At 40.2% G+C, this 26722-nt stretch carries 24 protein-coding genes and 1 pseudogene; 16 read left to right on the plus strand and 9 right to left on the minus strand.

The window, feature by feature from the left end; all coding sequences use genetic code 11:
• Nucleotides 1–14 precede the first annotated feature (14 nt).
• From edd to HUS62_RS11105, 5 genes are all read left to right on the plus strand, one after another.
• A complete protein-coding gene (gene edd, locus HUS62_RS11085) occupies nt 15–1865 on the plus strand; it encodes a phosphogluconate dehydratase (protein WP_062564509.1) in 1851 nt (616 codons plus the stop codon).
• Between the two features lie 34 nt (nt 1866–1899).
• A complete protein-coding gene (locus HUS62_RS11090; RefSeq protein ID WP_175079558.1) occupies nt 1900–2520 on the plus strand; it encodes a bifunctional 4-hydroxy-2-oxoglutarate aldolase/2-dehydro-3-deoxy-phosphogluconate aldolase in 621 nt (206 codons plus the stop codon).
• 18 nt (nt 2521–2538) lie between these two features.
• Nucleotides 2539–3543 (plus strand): type I glyceraldehyde-3-phosphate dehydrogenase, encoded by a 1005-nt coding sequence (gene gap, locus HUS62_RS11095; RefSeq protein ID WP_054551438.1) that lies wholly within the window; start codon nt 2539–2541, stop codon nt 3541–3543.
• Between the two features lie 122 nt (nt 3544–3665).
• A complete protein-coding gene (locus HUS62_RS11100) occupies nt 3666–4010 on the plus strand; it encodes a hypothetical protein (protein WP_138600582.1) in 345 nt (114 codons plus the stop codon).
• Nucleotides 4011–4030: 20 nt separating this feature from the next.
• Nucleotides 4031–4474, plus strand: coding sequence for a hypothetical protein (locus tag HUS62_RS11105; RefSeq protein WP_062564507.1), 444 nt, complete (start codon nt 4031–4033; stop codon nt 4472–4474).
• Nucleotides 4475–4621: 147 nt separating this feature from the next.
• Here HUS62_RS11105 and HUS62_RS11110 read toward each other — a convergent pair whose 3' ends face one another.
• The 6 genes and pseudogenes from HUS62_RS11110 to HUS62_RS11135 all read right to left on the minus strand — a co-directional run bounded on the left by HUS62_RS11110 (nt 4622) and on the right by HUS62_RS11135 (nt 10441).
• Entirely contained in the window at nt 4622–5329 is a 708-nt protein-coding gene (locus tag HUS62_RS11110) for a bifunctional 2-polyprenyl-6-hydroxyphenol methylase/3-demethylubiquinol 3-O-methyltransferase UbiG (RefSeq protein ID WP_175079559.1), read from the minus strand.
• The gene (locus HUS62_RS11115; protein ID WP_175079560.1) at nt 5319–5957 is read right to left on the minus strand and encodes a hypothetical protein; all 639 of its coding nucleotides are present in this window, start codon (nt 5955–5957) and stop codon (nt 5319–5321) included. Before HUS62_RS11115 ends, HUS62_RS11110 begins: the two co-directional genes overlap by 11 nt.
• 18 nt (nt 5958–5975) lie before the next feature.
• Nucleotides 5976–6542: a sulfotransferase family 2 domain-containing protein gene (locus tag HUS62_RS11120; RefSeq protein WP_175079561.1), complete on the minus strand. Its 567-nt coding sequence runs from the start codon at nt 6540–6542 to the stop codon at nt 5976–5978.
• A gap of 795 nt (nt 6543–7337) precedes the next feature.
• Nucleotides 7338–7838, minus strand: a pseudogene (locus HUS62_RS11125) (protein kinase domain-containing protein); the annotation flags it as partial.
• Between the two features lie 72 nt (nt 7839–7910).
• A complete protein-coding gene (locus HUS62_RS11130) occupies nt 7911–8624 on the minus strand; it encodes a YebC/PmpR family DNA-binding transcriptional regulator (protein WP_054561631.1) in 714 nt (237 codons plus the stop codon).
• Between the two features lie 74 nt (nt 8625–8698).
• Complete coding sequence (locus tag HUS62_RS11135) at nt 8699–10441, minus strand: ABC transporter ATP-binding protein/permease (protein WP_175079592.1); 1743 nt, start codon at nt 10439–10441, stop codon at nt 8699–8701.
• 211 nt (nt 10442–10652) lie between these two features.
• Between HUS62_RS11135 and HUS62_RS11140 the strand changes: the two genes are divergently transcribed.
• The 8 genes from HUS62_RS11140 to HUS62_RS11175 all read left to right on the plus strand — a co-directional run bounded on the left by HUS62_RS11140 (nt 10653) and on the right by HUS62_RS11175 (nt 18887).
• A complete protein-coding gene (locus HUS62_RS11140) occupies nt 10653–11699 on the plus strand; it encodes an NAD(P)-dependent alcohol dehydrogenase (protein ID WP_175079562.1) in 1047 nt (348 codons plus the stop codon).
• Between the two features lie 198 nt (nt 11700–11897).
• Nucleotides 11898–12269, plus strand: coding sequence for a hypothetical protein (locus HUS62_RS11145; RefSeq protein WP_175079563.1), 372 nt, complete (start codon nt 11898–11900; stop codon nt 12267–12269).
• A 74-nt stretch (nt 12270–12343) separates the two neighbouring features.
• Nucleotides 12344–14155 (plus strand): protein translocase subunit SecD, encoded by a 1812-nt coding sequence (gene secD / locus HUS62_RS11150; protein WP_175079564.1) that lies wholly within the window; start codon nt 12344–12346, stop codon nt 14153–14155.
• Nucleotides 14152–15072, plus strand: coding sequence for a protein translocase subunit SecF (secF, locus tag HUS62_RS11155; RefSeq protein WP_175079565.1), 921 nt, complete (start codon nt 14152–14154; stop codon nt 15070–15072). The genes secD and secF overlap by 4 nt, the downstream gene beginning before the upstream one ends.
• 76 nt (nt 15073–15148) lie before the next feature.
• Nucleotides 15149–15625, plus strand: a complete 477-nt coding sequence (locus HUS62_RS11160) for a transcription elongation factor GreAB (protein WP_175079566.1) — start codon at nt 15149–15151, stop codon at nt 15623–15625.
• 239 nt (nt 15626–15864) lie between these two features.
• Nucleotides 15865–17259 carry a RimK family protein gene (locus tag HUS62_RS11165; RefSeq protein ID WP_175079567.1) on the plus strand — a complete coding sequence of 465 codons (1395 nt, stop codon included), beginning with the start codon at nt 15865–15867 and terminating at the stop codon, nt 17257–17259.
• Nucleotides 17259–18362: a GNAT family N-acetyltransferase/peptidase C39 family protein gene (locus HUS62_RS11170; protein ID WP_175079568.1), complete on the plus strand. Its 1104-nt coding sequence runs from the start codon at nt 17259–17261 to the stop codon at nt 18360–18362. Before HUS62_RS11165 ends, HUS62_RS11170 begins: the two co-directional genes overlap by 1 nt.
• Before the next feature lie 30 nt (nt 18363–18392).
• The gene (locus tag HUS62_RS11175) at nt 18393–18887 is read left to right on the plus strand and encodes an MgtC/SapB family protein (protein WP_054551426.1); all 495 of its coding nucleotides are present in this window, start codon (nt 18393–18395) and stop codon (nt 18885–18887) included.
• A gap of 132 nt (nt 18888–19019) precedes the next feature.
• On the opposite strand, the gene HUS62_RS11180 is transcribed toward HUS62_RS11175, so the two are convergent.
• Both HUS62_RS11180 and HUS62_RS11185 read right to left on the minus strand, forming a co-directional pair.
• Nucleotides 19020–20231 (minus strand): GAF domain-containing sensor histidine kinase, encoded by a 1212-nt coding sequence (locus HUS62_RS11180; RefSeq protein ID WP_175079569.1) that lies wholly within the window; start codon nt 20229–20231, stop codon nt 19020–19022.
• 105 nt (nt 20232–20336) lie between these two features.
• Nucleotides 20337–21347 (minus strand): GlxA family transcriptional regulator, encoded by a 1011-nt coding sequence (locus HUS62_RS11185; protein WP_175079570.1) that lies wholly within the window; start codon nt 21345–21347, stop codon nt 20337–20339.
• 127 nt (nt 21348–21474) lie between these two features.
• Here HUS62_RS11185 and HUS62_RS11190 point away from each other — a divergent pair, with 127 nt between their 5' ends.
• A complete protein-coding gene (locus HUS62_RS11190) occupies nt 21475–23373 on the plus strand; it encodes a beta-ketoacyl synthase (protein WP_175079571.1) in 1899 nt (632 codons plus the stop codon).
• Nucleotides 23374–23474: 101 nt separating this feature from the next.
• Nucleotides 23475–24551: an energy transducer TonB gene (locus HUS62_RS11195; RefSeq protein WP_175079572.1), complete on the plus strand. Its 1077-nt coding sequence runs from the start codon at nt 23475–23477 to the stop codon at nt 24549–24551.
• 4 nt (nt 24552–24555) lie between these two features.
• Here the strand turns inward: HUS62_RS11195 and HUS62_RS11200 are convergent, their stop codons facing one another.
• Nucleotides 24556–24972, minus strand: a complete 417-nt coding sequence (locus HUS62_RS11200; RefSeq protein ID WP_054561617.1) for an MgtC/SapB family protein — start codon at nt 24970–24972, stop codon at nt 24556–24558.
• Nucleotides 24973–25199: 227 nt separating this feature from the next.
• On the opposite strand from HUS62_RS11200, the gene HUS62_RS11205 reads away from it, so the two are divergent.
• Nucleotides 25200–26693 (plus strand): BCCT family transporter, encoded by a 1494-nt coding sequence (locus tag HUS62_RS11205; RefSeq protein WP_258536771.1) that lies wholly within the window; start codon nt 25200–25202, stop codon nt 26691–26693.
• The last annotated feature ends 29 nt before the right edge of the window (nt 26694–26722 follow it).

Below are 26722 nucleotides of genomic sequence, written 5' to 3' on the forward strand. Positions count from 1 at the left end.
TGAGTCGAATTTATATGTTGCATCCTCGTATTCAAGAAGTCACCGAACGCGTTATCGAACGCAGTAAAGAGACCCGCCAAGCTTATTTAGAGCGAATCGCGCACGCAAAAAAACAAACAAGAGTTCGTGCTGGTTTAGGCTGTGGTAATATTGCACACGTTATGGCTGCTTGTAGCAGCGATGACAAAGCTCGTTTAAAATCAGACGAGCAACCAAATCTAGCTATCATCAACGCTTATAACGATATGCTTTCTGCGCATGTTCCTTACAAAGACTATCCAGAAATCATCAAAAGCCTTGCCACTAAGTTTGATGCTACAGCACAGGTTGCTGGTGGTGTACCTGCTATGTGTGACGGTGTTACACAAGGCCGTGATGGCATGGAGCTTTCATTGTTCTCGCGTGACGTGATTGCAATGTCTACTGCGGTTTCTTTATCGCATGACGTGTTCGACGGTGTTTTCTGTTTAGGTGTATGTGACAAGATTGTCCCTGGACTTTTAATTGGTGCCTTATCATTTGGTCATTTACCAACGTATTTCTTACCAGCCGGTCCAATGCAATCGGGTATCCCGAATAAAGAAAAAGCACGTGTTCGTCAAAAATTTGCACAAGGCTTAGTAAGCCGCGAAGAGCTTTTAGAAGCAGAAAGCGCATCGTATCACAGTGCCGGTACTTGTACTTTCTACGGTACCGCAAACTCGAATCAAATGTTAATGGAAATCATGGGCCTACATTTACCAGGTAGCTCTTTCATTAACCCTTACACAGAACTACGTGATGGCTTAACAGGTCATGCTGTGGAAACCATGTTAAAGCAGCTAATCGAAACAAAAGATGCTAACTGCCTTGCAGACGTAGTAAGTGAAAAAACAATTATTAATGGTTTAGTTGGCTTGTTATCAACAGGCGGCTCAACAAACCACGCAATCCACCTAGTAGCTATCGCCAAAGCAGCGGGTGTAATCCTTACGTGGAAAGACATGGCTGACTTATCAGAAGTTGTGCCACTTCTTACACGTATCTACCCGAACGGCTCAGCAGATGTGAACCACTTCCAAGCAGCCGGCGGTATGGGCTTCTTAATGAAGCAACTACTTAGCAAAGGTTACTTACATAACGACGTGAAAACGATTGTGGGTGATGGCTTAGAAGCATACACCACAGAGCCAATGCTAGATAAAGATTCATCAGTGATCATGACTAACAGCACTGGCCCAAGCAAAGTTAAATGGGTAGCGTGTCCAGAAAAATCACACGATGAAGAAGTGTTACGTCCGATTGATAACCCGTTTAGCAAGCAGGGTGGTTTACAGCTTCTTACAGGTAACCTTGGTAAAGCTGTTATTAAAGTATCGGCAGTGGCTGAGTCACACCAAGTTGTTTCTGCGCCAGCTAAAGTATTTAGCTCCCAAGGAGAGTTACAAGAAGCGTATAGCCGTGGTGAATTAAACACAGACTTTATTGCTGTAATTAAAGAGCAAGGTCCAAAAGCGAAAGGCATGCCTGAGCTTCACAAATTAACGCCAGTAATGGCAACACTACAAGACCAAGGCTACAAAGTGGCGATTGTGACTGACGGCCGTATGTCGGGTGCATCAGGTAAAGTTCCTGCTGCAATCCACTTAGCACCAGAAGCGGTTGAAGGTGGTGTAATCGCAAAAATTCACGAAGGTGATTTAGTGACGCTTGATGCACCAGCGGGTGTATTGAAAGTACACGTAAGCGATGAAGAATTAGCAAAACGTGAATTACAACTTAGCCAACCAAGCCAAACATATGGTACAGGCCGAGAGTTATTCGCAGGTTTCAGAAATATAGTAAGTAGTGCAGACCTAGGCGCAAGTGCCTTTGGTTTAGAATAATAATACGCCGTTACTGGGCTATGAGGAACAAACAATGAGCATTGAGAAAATTTTATCATCGGCACCTGTGGTACCGGTTGTTGTTATCGAAAAACTTGAAGATGCAGCACCCCTTGCACGTGCGCTTTATAACGGTGGCTTAAAAGCACTAGAAATTACTTTACGTACGCCGATTGCGGCAGAAGCTGTAAAGCTAATGAAAGAAGCCGTACCAGAAGCATACGTTGGCACAGGTACCGTGGTTGATAAAGCGACATTTAATGCATCTGTTGAAGCCGGTGCTGACTTCATGGTTAGCCCAGGTGTAAACGACGAATTATTAGCACTGGCTAAAGAAACTGATATTCCATTTTTACCAGGTTCAGCAACACCAAGTGAAGTAATGAAATTAGCAAGCCATGGCTTTAAGTTCTTAAAGTTTTTCCCTGCAGAAGCAGCAGGTGGCACTGCAATGCTGAAATCAATTGGTGGCCCTTTACCACAAGTAACTTTTTGCCCTACCGGCGGAATTAGCCTTGAAACAGCACCGAACTACCTGGCACTTAAAAACGTAATCTGTGTAGGTGGTACTTGGATGCTAGATAAACAACTTATTGAAAACAAAGACTGGCAAGCCATTGAAGCGCTTGCTCGCCAAGCAAGTGAAGTAAAATAATTAACGGGAGATATTAGAATGATTAATGTTGCAATTAATGGCTATGGACGTATCGGTCGTAACGTATTACGTGCCCTTTATGAGTCAGCTCAAAACAACGAAATCAAAATCGTTGCAATCAACGATTTAGCACCAGCAAATGTTAACGCGCATTTAACTCAATTTGACTCAGTACACGGTCAATTTTCTCAAAAAGTAACACTTGCTGAAAACACCATGCTAATTGGTAATGATGAAATTACCCTTACACAAGAGCGTGATCCAGCAAACCTTCCTTGGAAAGCTCTAAACGTAGATATCGTTTTAGAATGTACTGGTTTATTCACTTCACGTGACGCAGCGGCTAAACACATTGAAGCGGGTGCTAAAAAAGTAATCGTTTCTGCACCAGGCACGGACATGGATGCAACAGTTGTTCATGGTGTTAACAGCGAAGTATTAAACGCTGACAGTAACATCATTTCAAATGCATCGTGTACAACAAACTGTTTAGCGCCAATTGCAAAAGCAATCAACGACACAGTAGGTATCGAGCAAGGTAGCATGACAACAATTCATGCTTACACAAACGATCAAAACTTATCTGACGTTTATCACCCAGACTTATACCGTGCACGTAGTGCAACTCAGTCAATGATCCCAACGAAAACAGGCGCAGCTAAAGCGGTTGGCCTAGTGCTTCCTGAACTTGCGGGTAAACTTGACGGCATGGCAGTACGTGTACCAACAATCAACGTTTCTTTAGTAGACTTAACGTTTGTTGCTAAGCGTGAAACAACTGCAGCAGAAATTAATGAAGTCGTTAAAGCTGCATCAGAAGGTGCAATGCAAGGTATTCTTGAATACAACGAACTACCGCTTGTTTCTATCGACTTTAACCACAATCCTGCGTCTTCAATCTTCGATTCTACCCAAACTAAAGTAGATGGTAAGCTTGTTAAAGTGATGGCTTGGTACGATAACGAGTGGGGTTTCTCAAACCGCATGTTAGACCAAGTTAAAGCGCTAGGTCAGTTCTTATAATAGAACAGTAAAAGTTTAAGCTTTATCCAACAAAGCCACGTTTATCGTGGCTTTTTTGGTTTTTGCTGGATAAAAGCATTTATTCACAGTATCTTGTCTTTAAATATTTTTAGGGACAGATGATGAATAAATTTTTAATACCTTTATGCCTCTTGTTAGTGTCTTGCTCATCAACACAAGATAAAAACCTACCCGATTTTAATATTCCCAAAGATGTGATAACAAAAGCAAAAGACGACTTCAGACGATCTGATGATAAAATTTTATTTATGATGATGGTTAATCAAGCGGGTGATGTAGTCAAAGTCAGTGTATTGGATAATAAGCTGCAAAATAAGCAATTCTTAAATATGTTTAAAAAGAATATGTATAACCTTAAATATCCAAAAGCTCAGCAAGGGGACCCTGAATTTAGAGAATTCATTTTACCATTTGGTGTAAAAACTGAAGTAGAATTCTATGGTTAATCCCAGTTTATGAGGAAATAATGAAAAAAATCTTATTAACTACTTCACTCTTTGTAATGTCGTTACTGCCTAGTTATGCTTCAGCATCAGAAGAAGCTCAGCAACTTGCAGTGTGTTTAACTGATTCACTAAATGGTAAAGAACGGAAAAATCTCGCTAAGTGGATTTATCTGGGTATGTCGACGCATAGTATAATTAAGCCTTTCGCGAACGTTACAGAGCAAGATATGGATGACACTAATCGCTATGTTGGTGCGTTAGTTACGCGTTTATTAACTGAAGACTGTCCAAAGCAAGCTAAGGCGGCGATAGAAGTCGGCGGTCAGGGAGCAATGGAAAACGCATTCGGTATTGTCGGTGAAGTTGCAATGCAAGAGTTAATGGCTGAGCCAAGTGTGGGTAATGCTTTAGGTGCATTTGATAAATACCTTGATCAAGATAAGTTTGATAAAGCATTTCAGTAGTACTAATAAAATTGCATACGAACATATCAGATTCAAAAGGTTGCAATTCTTCAAATGGTAGAATTATCCTTTTGAATATCGAAGGTAACGAACTTTTGTATTCGTTACTTTAGTTTGCTCTAGCAATTTTGCAAAAAATATTATTTTTCAGGTTTTTCTACATGTGAATAGACAGTATCGAGGGAATTCCCATCTTGCACCATATTTCTCTTGTATATCATCATTAGGATAAATCTCATCAAATCTTTCAATTATAAAACCTGACTCAATCAATTTGTTAAAGTAGTCCGACAAAGGTCTGTGGTGATATGGAACATCATAAATTGTATTTTCTTGATCTTTAGTAATTTTAAAAGAAACATTTTTTGTAATTGGAGTTATGTAATTATATTCATTTCCAAAAAAACCTTTATATGAATTATAAAAGCAAGGGTGTGGAATCGAAAAAATAAAACTAGCACCTTTTTTTAAGTGGACTTTTATTGATTCAAAGAAACTAAAAATATCATCAACCACGTGTGCAACAAGATGAGAAAATGCAAGCTCATAAACCTTATCTCTTTTCAAGTCAAAGGAAGTACAGTTAAAAAGCCTTATATTTGTATCTGATAAGACATCCTTTGCTACATTATACATTCCTAATGATGGTTCAATTGCTGTTACACTCAGGCCTATAGTGAATAATTCTTTAGATAGATGACCAGTCCCAGCTCCGACTTCTAGGATCTCAGCTGGTGAAAGCATTTTAATTTGATTTATTAGGAGAGGCTTAAATACTTCATTGAAAGTTAAATCTAATCCAGATTCAATCTGTTCTTTTCGTATTTGTGCAGAATTACACCATCTATGAGGCATGTGATAACTCCTTTGACTTTCTTATTATATCTTTTGCCATCGCTATAATTTGAGGGCCAGAGTTATTGTCAAAAATTGTAATTTCATGATCCGGATGAACACCTCGTGCTATTGCTAATTTTTCAGCCCCACTGCGTTCCCCATTAACTAAAGTAAATCTAGCTTCTGGAGAAAACTTTTCATTTGTGACAATAAAAGTAGCTCCCTTTAAATTATCTACTAGAGGTGTATTAACTTCCTTGGGCGTGATGATTTCAATTCTAATACCATTATCGATTTTCTCTTGGAGAATCTTTAATAATTTCTGATCTCCCGCCAACCAAGATACTCTATTACTGACTATCGTAGCGCTTGTTCCAGTTGATATAAAGCTCTCCATAAATTTAATAGTGTCATTTGGCTCTTTATCTATTTGGCTGTCAGGAAGGTATTTAAGACCTTTCTTTGCTAGAACCAATACTACCGCTACTATTTCTAAGATTACAGAACCTATTAAAAGTTCGAGATGAGGCAATTCATTCTGGTTAGAAAAAAACCATACATATGCTATACCAATAATAGCCATTAGAGCTGTAAGACCAGTAATAGTCAAAAATAAATAAAGAGTTCTCCTTACTAGAGCCTGCATTAACTTTTCTCCTAAGTATTAGTATTTATAACCAAAATGTTCTATATCTTTCTCATAGGCAACTTCAATAAGCTTTTTACTAAAAGGTGTATAATACTTTCTATAATTTTGATGAGTTGACCTGTTTGTATGTGGTAATTTTGCATTAACCCCAATTTTATTGCATACGATACGAAAGTCTTCATTTAATTTTTCAAATTTTCCTACAAAATTAACTGCAATCTTTTCAGAAGAATCACAAATCATATTAAATTGTAAAATTCTTTCCTCAGATACTCTCCATTCTATATATTCATCAAAGCACTCAAATTTTGACATCCAATCATATGCATAATGTTCTGGTCTTTGACGAATATAAAAGTAGTTTGACACCTGAATATCCCAAGGGTTACGTACAAACGAAAAGCTAAAGTACTTACTAAAATTCTCATTCCCGATGTAATTGATTATTTCTTTCAGCGATGCATGCTTTGGGATTTGGGTTTTATCATTGTTAGTGTAATTGGAAAGTGATTTTCGAACACTTGTACCACCCGCTTTCCAAATGTGAACAAAAATAAACTTGTGAGTATTAGATATAAGCATTATTCCCTCTGAAGCAATTGTATTGGCTTAATTCATAAAGCTCTTAGAGAGCCAATTTGTATTTCCTTTTTTATCATCCAATAAGATTTATTATTGATGATCTTGGAAAAATATGTTTATTCAATAGTTACTGTAGAGGGGGTTTTTAACTAATGACATATGAAATTTCCTTTTTATATTCCTTGGTAAGAATTTCTCTTTTTCTTAAAGGTGAGTTAGTTCTTATAAAAATGCTTATTTATATTATTAATCTATTTAAAGCTGTATTGTAAAATAAAATTTAGTGTTAATAACTTAGTCAACTTAAAATTTCATGAGGGTAAGGATGTTTAATAAAATTAAACTTTTATTCGTTAATAAGCTGTATAGGTCAATTGCATTGGTTTTAGTCATTTGGCTGGAATAAAGCTTTATCTGTTAAGGCTAAAAACGCTTTCTTGAACTTTGAAAAACATAGTTTGTGCTATAGGCCAAAGGCTTCATACATTATTACAATGCCTGCATTGGTTATTCATTACCTACCTGAACGAGTTATCGTTATGGGTTTTCTGAGCTTGGTATCAATTTGTTGTGTACACATGTTCGTGATGGCTTAGCGTATATTTGTTCCTAAATTCTTCTGTGTTAAGCTGAAAAAAATTGATAAATGGATTTTTATAGCATGGCACGTCTTTATCATCGGCTATTTAGGGCTGAGCAGTTTTAAGTGGGTGAAGGGATGTTAAAGCAGCAGGTGTTTCCGTTTAACAAGCAAAAATAAACCCTCACAGAGGCTTTATTTATAATTAACGACACTCATAATCGCGAAACTAGCTCAGAAAGGCGAGGGCGTTTGTCTGATTTGAGTCCTAAGCACTCTTGAGCTATGTCAGCAAGCATTTTGGTAATGTCGTTCTGTTCTGTGACTACAGTCAGTAAATCATCGATGAAATAACCAAGGGCACGTACTTCAATGCCTTCTAATAGCAGCTGTTGATTAGGCGTCAGCATTGATAAGTCAGTTGCAGCACCAAAGTCACCAAATAATAACTCGCCATGTGAATTGATCATGCTGTTATGGGCATAAATGTCACCATGGCTTACTTGTTTTTGATGCAAATGGGCAAGGGTACTTGCCATTTGCTTGACGATTTTTAGCACCATTTCTGGCGCGTACTGGCAGTTGTCTTCGAATGTGTCTCGGGTACAAGTTGCAAGGGAGGGCGGCAAACCAAGATTCGTGAACTCTTTACTGATAAGCTCCATCACTAAACCAAGTTGTATCTCTTCATCAACATAGCCTAATGCTTTAATGAGATTTGGATGCTCACTTCAATGTTGATTCCTTTGGGCTAAAAGGTAAAAGGCCAACTGGGTTGGCCTTTTTAATTAAAACTGTGCGTTGTGGTAAACGTTTTGTACGTCGTCACAGTCTTCTAGCATGGCTAAAAAGCGTTCCATGACTTCAACGTCTTCACCTTCAATGGGGGCTTCTACTTGCGGCACAAAAGCAATTAGATCTTCGTGGAAATCAGTAATTCCCATTTCTTCAAGTGCTGTACGGGTATTGTTGTACTCAGTATGTGGAGCGAATACAGTCACTTTACCGTCTTCAACTTCTACATCTGTTACATCAACATCAGCCATCATTAGTGCTTCTAAAACAGCCTCGTCATCATCACCATCAAATACAAAAATAGCGAGGTGATCAAATAAGTGTGATACTGAGTTTTGCGCACCAATTTTTGCATTCGCTTTTGTAAAACAAACACGTACGTCAGCAAAGGTACGTTTGTTGTTGTCGGTTAAACAGTCAACAATGATCATACAGTTGCCCGGGCCGTAACCTTCGTAGCGAGTTGCTACGTAATCTTCGCCGCCACCGCCTTTGGCTTTATCGATTGCACGCTCGATTACATGCGTAGGTACTTGGTCTTTTTTAGCTCGCTCAATTAAGCGACGAAGCGCTAAGTTGCCATCGGGATCAACACCACCATTCTTAGCGCAGATATAAATTTCTTTTCCGTACTTTGAATAAACTTTGGTTTTTGCACCCGCAGTTTTTGCCATTGAGTCTTTTTTGTTTTGATAAGCTCTGCCCATCTGCGTGTTGCCTTTTTGTTATAGATAAAAATAAAGCGGTTATTCTAATCATTTAAACTACTAGTTAACAGTGTTTATTCTTCGCTTTGCTGTAACTGCCACATTCGTGCGTATTCACTATTCGCTGCAAGCAGTTGATGGTGCTGACCTTGCTCAACAACCTGTCCTTGTTTCATAACAATAATTTTGTCTGCGTCAGTAATTGTTGATAAACGATGCGCAATGACTAAGCTGGTATGTCTTTGTGCAACTTCACGCATCGCGCTGAGAATGGCTTGTTCTGAATGCGAATCTAGCGCCGATGTTGCCTCATCAAATAATAAAATGGGTGAACCCTTTAAAATGGCTCTGGCAATTGCAATGCGTTGTTTTTCACCGCCTGATACTTTTAAACCGCGTTCACCAACAAGGGTTTTATCGCCTTTATCTAGGCTGGCGATAAATCCATCTAAATGGGCAAGGCTTATGGCTTGATCAATTTCATCTTCGCTTGCCGTTGGATTTCCGTAAGCGATGTTTTCGCGAATGCTGGTATTAAATAGCACGGTATCCTGCGGTACGATGGCAATTGCTTGGCGCAAACTTTCAAGTGTCACTGTGTTGATTGCTTGCTCATCGATATAAATTTTACCTGCATCAACATCATAAAAACGGTAGAGCAGGCGGCTTAGAGTACTTTTACCTGCGCCACTGGCACCCACAATCGCCACTTTGCTGCCAGAAGTAACCTCAAAGCTTAAGTTATTTAAAATTGGCCTTTGTTTGTCGTAACTAAACGACACATTTTCAAATCGAATAGCAGCTTTGGTTGCATTTAATGGTTTTGCATCTTTGTCATCGCTAATGGCGGCTTTTCGATTTAACAGCCCCAGCATATTTTCAAGGTCAGTCAGCGCACGGCGTATCTCACGATAAACAAAACCTAAAAAGTTAAGTGGTAAAAATAACTGGATCATATAAGCATTGATCATTACAAGCTCACCTATTGTCAGCTCTTTATTGACCACTGAGCTGGCACCGAGCCACATTAGCGCTGTTATAGCCGTGGCTATAATAAGTGCTTGTCCTGAATTAAGCGCAAGTAATGATAAACGATTTTTAAGCCTTGCTTGCTCCCATTTAGCTAAAAAGCCGTCGTAGGTGCTCGCTTCATAGTGTTCATTGTTGAAGTACTTAACGGTTTCGTAATTTAGTAAGCTGTCGATTGCACGGGTGTTTGAGTTGTTATCGGCAGCATTTGCTTCACGAATAAATCGGTTACGCCACTGAGTTACAATCACAGTAAAAGCAATGTAACTAGCAACCGCAATTAATGTGACCAGTGCAAACCAAGGTGAAAACAAGGTTGCAAAAATAATGGCTACTGTGATTATTTCAAATAGGGTTGGCACAATATTAAACATCAAAAAGCGCATTAAAAAGCTGAGGCCACTTGTGCCACGCTCTATATCGCGACTGATACCGCCTGTTTGCCTGTCAAGATGAAAGGCAAGTTCTAAACTATGCAAGTGTTTAAATACTTTTAAGCCAATATGGCGCATTGCGTGCTCAGTAACACGGCCAAATAACGCATCGCGTACTTCACCAAAAAATACACTGGCAAAGCGCAGCAAACCATAAGCGATCAGCAAGGCAATAGGAACGCTTAATAGCGGGTTGATACTCGCATCAACCGCGTCAATTATTTCTTTTAGTGCCCAAGGCATCAGCAATGTGGCGCCTTTTGCAGCAATAAGCGCTAAGACGGCTAAAATAACCCGGCCTTTAAAGGTCATTAAATAGGGCCAGAGTGTTTTTATGCTTTGTGATAGGTTCATTGCATCAGGCGATCTCGTCACCTGTTCTTTGCGGCTCATTCCACGCATGGGGGTCTCTTAAAAATCAATTTGATAAAAATAGGCAAAAGCTTTCGTGTTTTAGGCAAGTGTAATTTGTTAATTTACCTCTATACTGAATGCATTATACACAAGCGCATTAGCAAATTAGTTAAATGCATGAGTAAAACACGAAGAAAACTAAGGAGTAAGCATGAAAACCGTCGGTTATGCAGCACATGATTCTGAAAAACCATTAGAGCCGTATCATTTTGAACGCCGTGCACTTCGTGATGAAGATGTATCAATTGAAATTCTATATTGTGGCGTGTGCCATTCAGACTTACACACCGCAGAAAACGACTGGGGCTGGACTCAGTACCCAGTGGTACCAGGCCACGAAATCGTTGGTCGCGTCCTTGAAGTAGGCAGCGGCGTTACTAAATATAAAGTGGGCGATAATGTTGCTGTGGGTTGTATGGTTGATAGCTGTTTAAGCTGTGATCAGTGTCATAACGGTGAAGAGCAGTTTTGTCGCGAAGGTATGGTAGGAACTTACTCAGGACAAGACCGCATTAGTGGTGAACTCACTCAAGGTGGTTATTCAAAACACATTGTGGTGCGTGAAGAGTTTGTACTAAGTGTGCCTGAAGGCTTAGACCTTGCTAAATGTGCACCAATTTTATGTGCGGGTATCACAACCTATTCGCCACTACGCACTTGGAATGTCGGCCCTGGTAGCCGTGTTGGTGTGATTGGTTTAGGTGGTTTAGGGCACATGGCAATTAAAATCGCAGCTGCAATGGGTGCACATGTTACGGCGATTAGCCGTAGTGATAAGAAAAAACAGCAGGTTTTATCTTATGGCGCAAAAGATTTATTGGTATCGAGCGATGAAGATGCCATGCAAGCGCATGCAAATCAATTTGATGTGATCATTAACACTATTCCGGTAAAACACGACTTTACGCCGTATATTCCGCTTTTAGATATTGATGGTACGCAAGTATTGGTTGGTCAAGTAGGTGAGCTTGAAGAGACTAACTCAGTGCCATTATTAATGGGGCGTCGCCGTGTTGCATGCTCATTGATTGGTGGTATAGCGCAAACTCAAGAAATCTTAGATTTCTGCGCGTTACATAATATTTTACCTGAAGTTGAAATGATCAAAATGGACCAAATTAATGACGCTTTTGATAAGTTAAAGCAAGGTGATATGGCCTCACGCTTTGTTATCGACATGTCATCATTAGAAGTTTAACAAAGTTAAATTACTAAGCGGGCCTAATTAGGCCCGCTTTTGTTTTAGTCACTTTTATTTAAGTAATACCTTGTGTTTTATTTTTTTACCCCCATTATACCCACGGTATCTACTTAATTTATTGGTCAGTTCTTGTTACGGTTTTTTTCAGTCATTATCTTGCTATTTACTGTGTTCTTTAGCGCACAGAGCATGGCTATGCCTGACACTCACTCACACTTTGCTGCGACGAAATTGTTCCAAGTCGAGCTGACTAAAACCCCAGTTATTTCCCAAACTCATACAGTTGAACATCCTAAACCGGTAGAGCCATCGGGGTTTGATACCTTAGTGCCGCGTTTAACTGCCAGTAATTCATCATTATTTCTTTATCACAGTCAGGTTGATCCTGATTACGAGCTATTAATTGAATTCTTTGCTGAAGACTGGAGAAAAGAGCACTTTTTAGCGCCGCCAGGTGCTGTGCGTATGATCCCATGGTTTGCATTAGCCACTCAACGTAAATCCCGCATTAGTGGTTGGAAAGACGCTAATCTTTTGTACAAAGCCAATACGACCTACCATAGCTAAACGACTTCCTTCGTTACTTTTTATTTTTTGGAATTAAATTTTTACCGGCTGACAATGCCGGAAGGAAGTCATGTATGTCACATAAATCTAAGCCGGCGCTATGGCGTCGACTAAAAATGAGTTATGTCGCTATGATAGCGGCGTGTATTTTATTAGCGGTTAGCGCACTACCTAACCTTTACCCTAACAAATCTTGGTTGCACATTAGCTTGCCAGATCAAACAGTGACGCTGCAAAGTGTGACAACGTCACTAAATCAACACGGTTTTGAAGTGACTGAAGCCAATGATAGCCAAGCAAAACTGGCTATTTTATTAGCTGAGCCGACTCAAAGTGCCAATGCGCTGAGTTTTATAAAAACGCAATACCCTCAGCTAGAGGCTAAAATTGTTGAGCATGCGACAAGCCCTCAATGGCTTCAGCAGCTGGGTCTCTCACCGATTAAGTTGGGACTCGACCTAAATGGTGGGGTGTTATTTGTGCTTGATGTTGACCTAGATAAAGCAATGCAAGAGCACTTAAACAGTGTGTATCAACAAACTAAATTGACGCTTCGTAAAGACAAAATTCGTGGGATCCGTGCAAGTGAAGTAAAAGAAGGGGTTGAACTACAAATTTTACCAAGTGGCGAGGATCAACTTGCAGGACTTGTCTCAACGTTACAAGCTCAATTCAAAGGCCTGATGGAAACTAAATCAACAACGAATAACCTAACCACGGTATTACTGCATTTTAATGAGCAAAGCCAAAACGAATTCAATAAACAAGTTATGGCGCAAAGTTTAACAACCCTGCGTGGTCGCATTGAAGAGCTTGGTATCACTGAGGCGGTAACGCAAAGACAAGGTAAGCAGCGCATTCGCATTGAGTTACCTGGTGTGCAGGACCCATCAGAAGCGAAACGTATTATTGGTGCAACTGCGACCCTCGATTTTTATCAGGTCGTCGAAGTAGGTGGTAAAGCGTTTAATGTACAAGGCGGTGGCGTTGTTAATTTAAATCCGATGGCTATTTTTTCAGGTGATCACATTAATAATGCCAGTGTTGGCAAAGATGAATGGGGCAAGCCTTTAGTTCAGCTCAGTTTAGATTCGCAAGGTGGCGATGCGATGTCTACTTTTTCGAAGCACAACATAGGTAAGCCAATGGCCACGGTGTATTCGGAATACTCACGTGATGCAAATGGCGACGTTGTTAAAAAAAGCGAAGTGATCAATGTGGCAAACATTGCCCAGCATTTAAGTTCTCGTTTTAGCATTACTAATATGAAAAGCTCTCAAGCAGCCTACGATTTAGCGCTTTTACTACGCGCAGGGTCGCTCACAGCGCCAGTGACAATCGTTCAAGAACAAACCATAGGCCCAAGCTTAGGCAGTGAAAACATTGAGCACGGTTTAGCTGCGTTAATGCTGGGTATTGGTATTACCCTTGCGTTTATGGCGCTTTGGTATCGTCGCTTAGGGCTGATTGCCAATATTGCTTTATTGCTTAATCTAACGGCTTTAGTTGGTTTAATGTCGTTATTGCCGGGGGTTGTGCTGACCTTACCGGGTATTGCAGGGCTTGTTCTGACGATAGGGATGGCAGTTGATACCAATGTGATTATCTTTGAGCGAATAAAAGAAGAGAAGCGTAAAGGTCGACCTACATATCAAGCGATTGAACAAGGCTATAACCAAGCATTTACGACCATTTTTGATGCCAATGTGACTACGATGATCACGGCAATTATTTTATACGCCATTGGTTATGGGCCGGTGAAAGGCTTTGCAATCACGTTAGCGCTTGGGCTATTAACCAGTGTCTTTACTGGCGTTTATATTTCAAAAGCGCTTAGCCAAACACTCTACATTAAACTAACTAATTTGACGGGGGCTAAAGCATGAGCTGGTCAACATTAACTACAGCGAGTAAAGCACGCGTTTTAGGGCTAGTTCTAAGCTGTGTTTTAGTCATCGCGAGCCTAGGTGTTTTATCTGTAAAAGGACTAAACTTTGGCCTTGATTTTACAGGTGGCTACATCACTGAAATCAACACAACGTCAGTCACGACAATTGCTGATTTAAAGGCAAAGTTAAGCCCAGAGGTTGCGAGTAAATTAGCTATCAGTAAAGCGGGTGAATATCACTTTGTTTTAAGAGAAGCACCAGAGGCTAGCAAAGCGAGTACTTGGCAAGCAGAGCTGAATGAGCAAGGCGTCGACTATAGCGTATTATCTAGCTCATTTTTAGGCTCACAAGTGGGTGATGAGCTTTTTGAACAAGGCTGTTTAGCTTTATTTGCAGCGCTGATTGCAATTATGGTTTATCTTGCCGTGCGCTTTGAATGGCGACTCGCAGTAGGTTCGGTGGTTGCACTGTTACATGATTTAATCTTAGTGCTTGGCTTGTTTTCCTTACTTGGGCTTGAGTTTAATTTAACCGTGCTGGCGAGTTTACTGGCTATTATTGGCTATTCATTAAATGACTCAATTATTGTTGGCGACAGAGTCAGAGAGCTTTTACGTATTCAGCCAGACAATCAACGCATTAACACCCATGTTGTGATTAACGATGCAATTGGTTCTACCTTAACACGTACGTTGATCACCTCAGGCACAACACTTGCGACCATTGCCTGTATTTGGTTGCTTGCTGGTGCTGCATTAACGGGCTTTGCCATTGCGTTATTTGCAGGCATTGTGGTGGGAACCTTCTCATCGATTTGTATCGCCGCTACCTTGCCGCAGTTATTGGGGTTAAGTTCAGAAAATTACACCCAAACACTGGATGATAAAACCAAAGCCTATATGGATATGCCGTAAGTCAGTTTTATAACTTACTTTCATCAGCCGCTATTTTTCCATAGAATAGCGGCTTTTCTGTTTTAACTGCTTTGATATGAATAAAACACACGTAATTGAACATTTACGCTTTGCGCTAGAGGCACAACTGCAAAACGCCAAAGCAGCGGCAAAAGCGGCTCATGACGCTGCAACTCACGAAGAAAGTGTCGCTGAAACTCAATACGATACCTTGGGTTTAGAGGCTGCTTATCTAGCGCAAGGGCAAGCTGAGCGAGTTAATGAATGCTACCGTGACATACAAGCATTCAATACAGTGTTTAAAGAAAGCGAATTTAATAAGGTTCGTGAAGGTGCATTAGTGTGTCTTACCGATGAGAAAGATAACGCCAAATGGTTTTTTATGGGCCCAAGTGCTGGTGGCTTAGAGGTCACCGTAAAAGAGCAACCGATTTATGTTGTAACCCGAGAAGCGCCGTTAGGTAAGCAATTGATTGGAAAGTGCCTTGATGATGAAGTTGAACTCTCTATTGCTGGCAAAAAACAGTTGTACGCCATAGAACAGTTAATTTAATTATTGGTATTTTTAATCAGTAAATTTCATCTTCAAGTAAAAAATATCTCGTTGGTCACAAAGCAAAAAAACCTCTATAAATCACATCAAGCTTAAGGCTTATACCAATACGCTTAATTCCCAATTATTGCGTATTGGTATTTCAAGCACCCATCTAGTTAAGTGAAGTTTAGCCTCATGCGTTCACTTAATTGGCTGGGTGTTTTTCATTTTATCTATGGCTTAATTTAGGAAAAGTCGTGTTTAAAACCTTGATTGTGGTTGATAACAATGAGCAACGTATTGCTCAAAATTTCGAAAATGTCATTACCTTTGACACCTACTTACGTGATTACCCAAAACATAATGAGCCAAAAACACGCATTTTAAACTTGTGTGATACAGGGCAGTATTTAAGTAAAGGTTATTATTGTTCTTTGCTTGCTGAAGCAAGAAAGCACCAGGTATTACCAAGTGTAAAAACAATTAATGCGCTACGTAGCGATGAATACAGCACGCGTCATAAAGCGCTTGCTGGTGGCACTGTATTTTTTGGTCACACAGATAAAGAACAGCAAAGTAAAGCAACCAAAGCATTATTCTCGCAATATCCTGCGCCTATTTTGGTGTGTGATGAGCAAGGTGTTGTAAAACAAGGCACAATTGCATCATTAGATGACACAGGCTTTACGGAGTTTGTAAAACAACTCAGTAGCTTTACTGAGTCTGTATGGCGTATTCACGATAAAAAACGTCGTTACCGTTGGGATATGGCTATATTGGTTGATCACCAAGAAAAGGTGCCGCCAAGTGATAAAGATGCCATTGCTAAATTTATAAAAGCAGCCGCTAAGCACGGTATTTATGCTCAAGCACTGACATTTGATGAAATTACCAATATTGCACAATTTGATGCGTTATTTATTCGTCAAACCACAGCCATCGACCATCCAACCTATCGTTTAGCGAGTAAAGCACAAAGCTTAGGGCTAGTGGTCATTGATGATGCAGAATCGATACTGCGCTGTTGTAATAAAGTGTATTTGCACGATGCCTTTAATTATCAAAAAGTGCCGAGTTTAAAAACTCACGTTGTGGCTGATACAAGTGAAGAGACAATTGAAATTTTAGAAGCAAACTTCAGCTACCCACTGGTATTAAAAATGCCAGAAGGTTCTTTCTCAAAAGGCGTATTTAAAGTTACCAATCGTGATGAGTTAGTTGCTAAGTTAACTGAGCTGTTTGAGTTCAGTGCACTGGTGCTTGCGCAAGAGTACATGTACACCGAATACGACTGGCGTGTCGGGGTGTTAAATGGCCGTGCAATTTATGCGTGTCGTTATTTAATGGCCCGTAATCACTGGCAAATTTATAACCATGATGCAAAACGCTTCTTCTCAGGTGGTTTTGAGACCTTGCCAACCTTTGAGCTACCTAAAGTGGTACTTGATGCAGCATTAAAAGCCTGTAAAACAGTGGGTAAAGGTTTGTATGGTGTTGATGTTAAAGAGCATCAAGGTAAAGCATACGTGTTAGAAGTGAATGACAACCCAAGTATCGACCATAAAGTCGAAGATGCCTATTTAGGTGATGAGCTTTATATGATCATTATGGATGAGTTTAAACAACGCCTAGAAGCACGAGGCCGCGGTTAATGAACGCATCTGTTTGTCAAATCCGCTTTGCACAGGCCACGGATTTGACAGCTCTTGTAGCCATTGAAGAGCAAAGCTTTAGCCAAGATAGATTAAGTAGCCGTAGTTTAAAACGCTGGATCAGCGCAACTCACGGCTTATTGATGGTGGCTGAAGTAGATAATCAACTAGTTGGTTATGGTTTAGTGTGGTGTCACAAAGGGACGCGCCTTGCCCGGTTATATTCACTGGCGGTTTTGCAATCGCAGCAAGGCAAAGGGATTGCTTCACAGATACTTCTTGCGCTTGAAAATGAAACGGCTAAACGGGGCCGTTTATACATGCGCTTAGAAGTTGCGGTAAACAACCAATCAGCAATTCGCTTATATGAAAAACTGGGTTATCAGGTGTTTGGTCATTACAGTGATTATTATGATGACCATAGTGATGCCCATCGAATGCAAAAAAACATTCGTCGTAATATCGAATTTAATGCTGATAAACACACGCCTTGGTACCAGCAAACTACCGAATTTACCTGTGGCCCAGCGGCGTTATTAATGGCAATGTCATCATTGAATGATACCGCAATGAGCCAACTCAAAGAGCTGGATATCTGGCGTGAAGCCACGACTATTTTCATGACTTCAGGGCATGGCGGTTGTCACCCTCTAGGGTTAGCACTTGCAGCAATGAAACGTGGTTTTAAAGCCGATGTTGTTTTAAATACCCGTGATACCTTGTTTATTGATGGTGTAAGAAGTGAAAAGAAAAAAGCCATTTTGCATACCGTACACAATCAGTTTGTAGCCGAAGCGATAGCTGCAAAACTGCCAGTACGCTATCAAGAGTTAACCTTGGCTACCATTGAAGATTGGCTTGCTGAGGGTAAAGCGGTGGTGTTATTGATCAGCACTTATCGATTTGATGGTAAAAAGTCACCCCATTGGGTGTGTGTAACGCATATTGATGAGCATTGCTTGTATGTGCATGACCCGTTTTGTGAAAACGAAAAACAATTGGCGATTGATTGTCAGCATGTACCAATAGCCAAAGCCGATTTTAGCAAAATGGCTAGTTTTGGCTCATCACGGCTCAGTACAGCGATGGCCTTTTATTTATAATTTTGATTGTTAGTTTGATTTGGAAGTGCAGTGACACTGAGTAGTTTATTTGATATTGCCCCTTATTCTTGGTCAGCAATTGGTAGCGCCGCTTTTTGCGGCGCAATTATTGGTATGGAGCGTCAATTACGTGGTAAACCTGTGGGTATTCGAACTTCAGCGCTCATTGTGTTGGGTACTTATTTGTTTCTATCAACAGCGTTTATGTTGCATGGCGAAGATATTGATCATTCACGTGTAGTTGGCCAGATCATTACTGGTATCGGCTTTTTAGGTGCAGGGGTGATGCTTGCAAAAGATGGTGCGGTAGTTGGTGTAACATCTGCTGCAACGATATGGGTATTAGCATCAATTGGTGTTGTTATTGCCACCGACAACTTACTAGCTGCAATAAAACTATCGGTGCTGGTGGTGGGTATTTTATATGGCGTAGATGTACTTGAAGCTAAGTTTAAGAGCTTAGGGCGCGGTGTACATGCCCGTGTAAAACGTTATTCAAAGTTGTATTATCGAAAAGAAAAGTGAAGTCTATGAACCGTTTTCCTGCAATGCTGAATATGCTTATCAAAAATGGCTATGCCATAACAGGCTATGAAGACAGAGGCAGCCCACAAACTAGTAAGATTTTATTTACGAAAGACATTTAAACTTATTAGCTTACTTTGGCAAACTAATTAAAAAATGGGCGCCTACATCACTTTCTTGTACGCAAATATCGCCTTGCAGTTGTTGGCTAACTATTTTCTTCGCTATGCTGAGGCCAAGCCCTATACCTGATTGGTTGTTTTTACCTTTATAAAATGGGGTGAAAATTGAGCTTAGTTCAGTGCTGCTGATACCGGTGCCGTTATCTGTGTAGTGAATTTTTAACACCTCATCAAAATCAAAAATATCAATTTCTATTAAAGGATCTGTAATATTGTTGAATGCATGCTCAATTGAGTTTTGCAATAGAATAAACAGCACTTGCTTGAGTAAGTCTATATCAACTTCAAATTGGTTATGCGGGTTTTGATAATTAATATCTAATTTGATATCGCGATGTTTTATTTGCTCTTCTAAGTGCTTATACAATGACTCAGAGAGTTGCTCTAACGTCATGATTGTTTTACTTGATTGTGATTTGGTATACAACAAATCTTGTAAAATACGTATCTTATAAGCAGATGAAGTTAAGTTCCTGTCAAGTAGTTCATTGGTATTTATCAGTGTCTCTAAAGTATTTTGCAGTGCTTGTTGACTAAGCTGTTTTTTTATCAGTCTGGTTTGTGTTTCTTTGACAGCAAGCCGGGTAACATCAACTGCTGTAATACAGTTACCAAGTGGTGTGTTGAGCTCGTGGGCTATTCCTCTAATTAAAGTGGCCAGTTCAGCAAATTGTTGTTGTTCAAACGCTTGTTTTTGCTGATGCAATAATTTCAGTTGGGTTTCGAAGCTTTGCTTAATGGTTTCGAGTAGCTTTATCACGGACTCGTTGTATTCATGGGGTTTGCTATCAAGGATACAAATTGTGCCAAATGGGGTGGTGTCTCCTGCACATATTGGCAAACCTAAATAAGAAATCATATTAAGCTTGATATCAGGGTTTTCTTTCCAGTCTTCATCAATAAGTGCGTTGGGAATATTCAGTAATTTTTGGGTTTTTACGACATGTTCGCAATAAAGGCCTGAGTCATCTAGCTCTTCACTGTCACCAATTCCATAAGGGTTATCTTGGTTATCGTTTTTTGAAAACACACTAATAATATTATTTTCTACCTTCATTACTAAGGCGACGGGCACATCAGCAAACAAGGCTAAAACTTCGAGGGTTTTATTCCAACTTTGCACTAACTCATCATAATCAAGCTGATACATTTTTAGACTCAAACAAATACCTATACAACTGACTAAAAGCTTAGTAATAATTTTTAATTCAGCAACTTAAATATGATTAATCTGACCTTGGCTTAGAACATTTCCGGCATTTTAGCTTTATCCAAATAGTTTTCGTCTAACGACTTTGCGATATTCACTAGGTGTTTGTGAAAGCACTTTCTTGAATACCCGGGTTAAGTGACCTTGGTCGTTATAACCAACTTCCAGTGCAACTTCTTGAATAGACAAATTTGAAGAGGCTAATAACTCTTTTGCAGTTTGTACCCGCAACTGTTGCCAATACTCCACAGGAGTTTGGCTGGTGGCTTGGCGAAAACGGCGAGTAAAAGTACGGTAGCTTAAACTAAATTGTGCTGCAATTTCTTGCAGAGTCAGTTCAGAGGTTAAATTGTTTTTTAGCCAAAATTGAATTTGTGCGATGAGTTCATCTGGGTGTTTATCGACGGCACCCTCAAGGTAGCGCTGATCTTCATAGGGCTTACGAATTTCATGGGAGAAATTACGCTCAACATGTTGTGCCGCTTCTCGTCCGTAATATTGACTAATAATATGCACAATAACATCGGCAAGGGCATTTAAACTCGCAACTGTATACATGCGCTCAGACTGTGTGATGAAAAAGTCAGGCTTAAGCTGCACTTTAGGGTAGTCACGTTTAAATTGCTCTGCGTAATGCCAGTGAGTGGTAGCAGGGTGGCCATCCAATAAGCCTGCTTCTGCAACTAAACAATTACCAGTGCCTACACCAATGATATGACTGCCTTGTTGCCAAGATTCACCGAGCCAGTTCACCAAACTTTGTTGTTTGCTCACCACAGGACGCGGGTTTCGCCAAATCCCAGGCACAATAATCAAGTCACTAACAGGCGCTGTGACGGTTTCGCAATCGGGCATAATTGAAAGCCCAGTACGATTAGGGATCGCTTTTAAACTACTTGCCACTAAATTGATGTTTAGAGGTTTAAATTCGTTCTGCTGACGATGGCTTTTTGCAAAGGCCTCACCAGCTCTGAGCATTTCGATAGGCAGGGTTAAACTGGTTATTAATAAATGAGGATAAACCAAAATACTAATTTCAATGGCTTTTACTTGTTGAAGTTTCGTCACTCAAATTGCTCCGACCAGTTGTTTTTGGCCTGTTGTGCATGTTATTTGGCTATTTAAGCATAAAGCGTGTTAATTAATCCATTTAAACTTGGCTTAATTCTCATAACACGTTTTCTCAAGGTTTTTTATGACAGCATTACCCGTTATTGTTGGTATGGGTGGTATTAATGCCGCTGGCCGCACTTCTTTTCATCAAGGTTATCGTCGTATCGTGTTAGACAGCTTGGACGCTAAAGCCCGTCAGGAGACATTTTTAGGCTTAGCGACATTAATGAACTTAGTCACTCTTACTGAAGGTGTACTTAAAGATGCCCAAGGCAATACCATTGCCGAATCAGACATCGAAGCTAAGTTCGGTGAAGAAATTTTAGCTGGCACACTTATTCGTAAAATTGAAAAAAACCACTTCGATGTGGATGCGACTCCATGGCAGCAAAGAATGACGTTAACAGCGTCAGGTGAACAGCAGATTGTTTTTGAAACGCGCCGCCGTGATTTACCAACTCCAGTACCAAGTGCTTGGCAGGTTGAAGAATTAACTGATAAAAAAGTTAAAGTCACAATTAGTGCTGATCTTGCTATTAAACATGACAGTACGCGCGATAATCCAATTAAAGCGGCCGGTCAATTACCAACAGGTTTTGAACCTTCGGCTATGTATAACAGCCGTTATCAACCAAGAGGCTTGCAAGCGACTATCTTTGCCGCAACCGATGCGATTCGTTCGACAGGTCTGCCATGGCAGCAGGTAATGAATAGCGTTGAGCCTGATCAAATTGGCACTTACTCAGCTTCTGTGGCTGGTCAAGTTGATGATGAAGGATTTGGTGGACTTATTCGTGCGCGCCAGCAGGGCGACCGTGTGAGTACAAAACAGCTTGCACTTGGCTTAAACACCATGTCGACTGACTTTATCAATGCTTATGTAACAGGCAATGTGGGCACAACCTTTACTACATCAGGTGCATGTGCAACGTTTTTATATAACCTGCGTGCAGCTGTAAACGATATTCAAGCGGGTCGTACGCGTGTAGCTATTGTGGCGTCTGTTGAGTGTGCTATTACACCCGAAATCGTTGAAGGTTTTGGTAATATGAGCGCACTTGCAAATGAAGAGGGCCTAAAGCGCCTTGATAATACAGATGTGGTTGATCATCGCCGTACCAGCCGTCCATTTGGTGAAAACTGTGGTTTTACAATTGGTGAAGGCGCACAAGTTGCTATATTAATGGATGATGCATTGGCATTAGAGTTAGGCGCTGATGTGTTAGGCAGCGTTGCAGATGTGTTCGTCAATGCCGATGGTATTAAAAAATCAATTACAGCCCCGGGCCCAGGTAACTACATCACGATGGCAAAATCTGTTGCACTAGCAAACAGTATTGTTGGCCAAGAGGCGGTACAAAAGCGTAGCTTTATTTTGGCACATGGCTCAAGTACACCACAAAACCGCGTAACAGAATCACTGATCTATCATAAAGTGGCAGAAACATTTGCAATTGATAATTGGAAGGTTGCTGCGCCTAAAGCGTATGTTGGCCATACCATTGCTCCAGCTAGTGGTGACCAATTAGCTATGGCATTAGGTGTGTTTAGTCACAATATTATGCCGGGTATTACGACAATCGATAAAGTGGCAGATGATGTGTATAGCGAGCATTTAGACATTCGTACTGAACACTATCAATGTGATGCAATGGATATTGCCTTCATTAACTCAAAAGGCTTTGGTGGTAATAACGCAACGGCGACTGTGTTATCACCGGCAATTACATTAAAGATGCTTGCAAAGCGTCATGGTGATGAGGTTATGGCGCAATATCAAGACCGTCATACTCAGGTAGCCAAAGCGCAAGCTGACTATCAACAACACGCTGATTTAGGTCATTATGAGCTAATTTATCGTTTTGGTGATGGCCTAATTGATGAAAATGGCATTGAAATTAGTGAAGATTCAATGACAATCCCAGGTTTTGATAAAAAAGTTTTATTATCAAAACCAAACCCTTACCAGGATATGTTTTAAGATCAAGGCATGTTTAAGCACATTCTTGACAGCAAGGCGCTTTTAAAGCGCCTTTTTTAGTGCTATAAATGTTCCTATCTAAGGGATTTGGAGCCATTATCATGATTAAATTCACTAAACTCGCAGCACTTTGTTCACTTATCGCATTACCAACACACGCTTTAGCGCGAGACGTCAATGACTTAGGTGTTGATGTTCAAGCTGCTACCTCTGCCTATATTGTTAAAAATTCAAACAAACGTTACCCAGGTAGTTATAACGGCTCTCGTCTAGAAGGCTGGGCATTAATGTCTTATGTGGTTGATACACAAGGTAAGGCAAAAGACATTGAAGTGATCATGGCATCTGATACTCGGGGTAGTGAAGAAAATGCAGAGAAATACTTAACCAACTTAGAGTTTGCACCTGCCACAAAAGAAGGCAAAACCGTAGAAGGGGGTTACCTGTTTTCATTTGAAGTAGGTAAGTATTTTAATGGTTACTCAAATGATAAAGCGAGCCGTGGTTTTATTAATGAATACGATGAAATCAATAAAATGCTGCAAGCAAAAGAGTTTAAAAAAGCTGAGCAAGCATTGGCTGAGTTATATAAAGACCATACTAAAAACACCTCTGAACAAGCATTATTTGCATGGTTGAAAAGCCAATATTATTATCATCAACAGCAATGGTTTGGCTTTGATGAGCAGTTGTCTGTAGCCTATTTACTGCGAGCTAAGTTACCAACAGATATACAATATTTAGTCGCTAAAAGTGCTCTACAATGGTACAGCTTCAAGGGCGATTTTAATCTTGCTTACAATGCTATTTATGCGTTAGATAATATCGAGGGTAAACAGTTTTCAGAAGAAAACAAACTTGCCACTATCAAGCAAATTGATGACCTATTGGCGCGAACACCGCAGATTAATTCACAAATCAATGTTTCAAAAGATAAGCTGTCATATTTATCTTTATCTCGCGGTTCAATCAAAATTGAAGGCGCGAGCGATGTTTCTAAATTACAGATCCGCTGTGCAGATCAAGTCATTGACCTTGAAGCAAGTGAATCGGTTAATTATGTCATTGATGAGCAAAGCAGACGTTGCGGTTTATTAGTAAAATCTGCAAGCCCTGCTGAGATTAAAGTTAAACAAACTGGCTATGCCATAGTTAACTCAAAATATGACGCGAGTTAATTGTTTACTTTAAGCGCTTAACATATCTTAGTGTTACGAAATTAATCAACGCCATTAAAAAGGCGATTTCGTAACGACTAAATGCCACAGCAATGCCAATAAGTCCCATGTTCCAAATACTGGCTGCTGTGGCTGTTCCATAGGTAGAGTTTTTGTTCTTCAAAATGGCGCCACCGCCAATAAAACCAATACCCGTGATAATCCCTTCGAGTACTTTTGATTCTGCCTCTGAACTTGTTAAAACAGACATGCCCACTAATGCATAACCACATGATGCAACAGCGACTAATGGAAATGTTCGTAGACCTGCACCATTACTGGTTTTTTCTCGATCAAAAGCCATTGGAAGGGCAAGTAAATAGGCAATACCTAGATGAATTAAATTATCGAGAATTTCGTACCAATCAATATTAAAGTCCATGCTTTGTTCCTTGCTATAAAGATTATGATAGTTTTGCAATTTCAATACCCGATCAGCAAATTAAATAAAATGAGGAAACTAGGGACATGTAGCCGGGTATTTAAAAACATGCCTTGCTATAATTTGCGATTTTTACGCAGTGCTATGTCATTTTTTCAGCCTTTTGGCTGTTTGAATTTCAGCCATGCTAACAGTATGCTAAACACGCTGACAAAATAGGCTTCACATTGAAACATTCCATCTCCTCTCTTGAAAAAACCGCGCTTGCACTGTGTATGTTTGGTGCACTGATTGCTGTGATTTTGCCTGATGTTATCACTGAGCAAGTTCAGCCGTTTGTACAAATGCTGTTAAAATGGAGTGGTAGTAGCTTTTTCTTATTGGTGAACTTTTTATTGTTTGCCATCATTATTTTAGCCATTAGCCCACTCGGTAGCCGTAAAGTAGGTGGTGAGCAGGCTGTTGTTGAGTATTCAAACTTTGGCTGGTTTGCCATGTTGTTTGCAGCAGGAATGGGCTCTGGCTTGGTTTTTTGGGGCGTAGCAGAGCCTGCGTTACATTCTCTCGACCCACCACTTAAACAAAGCTTATATCCAGATAGACTAGCCAGTAGCCTCGCTTTAACCCTAGTGAATTGGGGCGCTCATGCTTGGGCACTTTATGCTGTATTTGCGTTAGTGCTTGGGGGATTAACACAATACAGTGGGAAGTCAGGAGATATTTGTGCCCCTGTTTTAACTGCGCTCGGTAATCGCATTGATAAGTCTGCAAAATTTACTGTGTCGTTTATTGTAAAGTTAATTGCGATAATCGCTATTTTTTTTGGTGTCGTCGGCACCATAGCAAACTCGACTTTACTGATCAGTAAAGGTGTTGAAATAGAGTTGGGGGTTACTTCAACTTTATTAGTGGGTTCATTAATCGTTTGTTTGTTAGCAGTTATTTATTCGCTGTCGGTTAAATTTGGATTACGACGCGGGGTACAGTCACTAAGTATATTTAACGTACTTCTAGCATTTAGTCTGCTTTTTTGGTTGCTACTAGTTGTGCCAATTGAGCCTATTATAAAGATTGCTTTAGATGGAACCGGCTACTATTTACAGTTGCTTGCAACTGGCACTTGGCAATTTGATAGCCAATTAAAAGCGCCGGACTGGGCGGCTCATTGGACATATAACTATTATTTTTGGTGGTTAGCGTGGGGGCCATTTGTTGGTGTGTTCCTAGCCAAAATTAGCCAGGGGCGTAAAGTTTGGCAATTTATTTTGGCGGTTGTGTGTATTCCAACTTTAGTGACTATTATTTGGTTTGCGACCTTTTCGGGGGCAGCAATTGAATGGGATAGACTTAACCAAGCGGGCATTTTAGTTGCTATAAAACAAGATTACAGCCAAGGCTTATTTGTATTTTTTAATCAACTAGACTGGCAAGGAACCGTGTTTATTTGGTTAAGCTTATTACTACTGTTGATATTTGTTGCCACATCCGCTGACTCTGCGATTTTAGTCATAAGAGAGCTGGTTGACTCTGAGCAAAGTAACCGTGTGACACTCTACGCATGGTGTCTAGCACTATTCATATGTAGCTTTGCATTATTGCTGCTACAAGATGAGCCATTAAATCGCAGCGTTGCAATTCTAGGCGCTTTACCTTTCTTGTTAATATTCCTATTGCAGTTAGTTGGGTTTCTAAAAGAGTTTATTCGCGATATTTGTGATTAGTCTACAGTTTTTTACAGTTAAATTACCCG

It is taken from the genome of Pseudoalteromonas sp. 0303 (assembly GCF_013349995.1).
Lineage (GTDB): Bacteria > Pseudomonadota > Gammaproteobacteria > Enterobacterales > Alteromonadaceae > Pseudoalteromonas.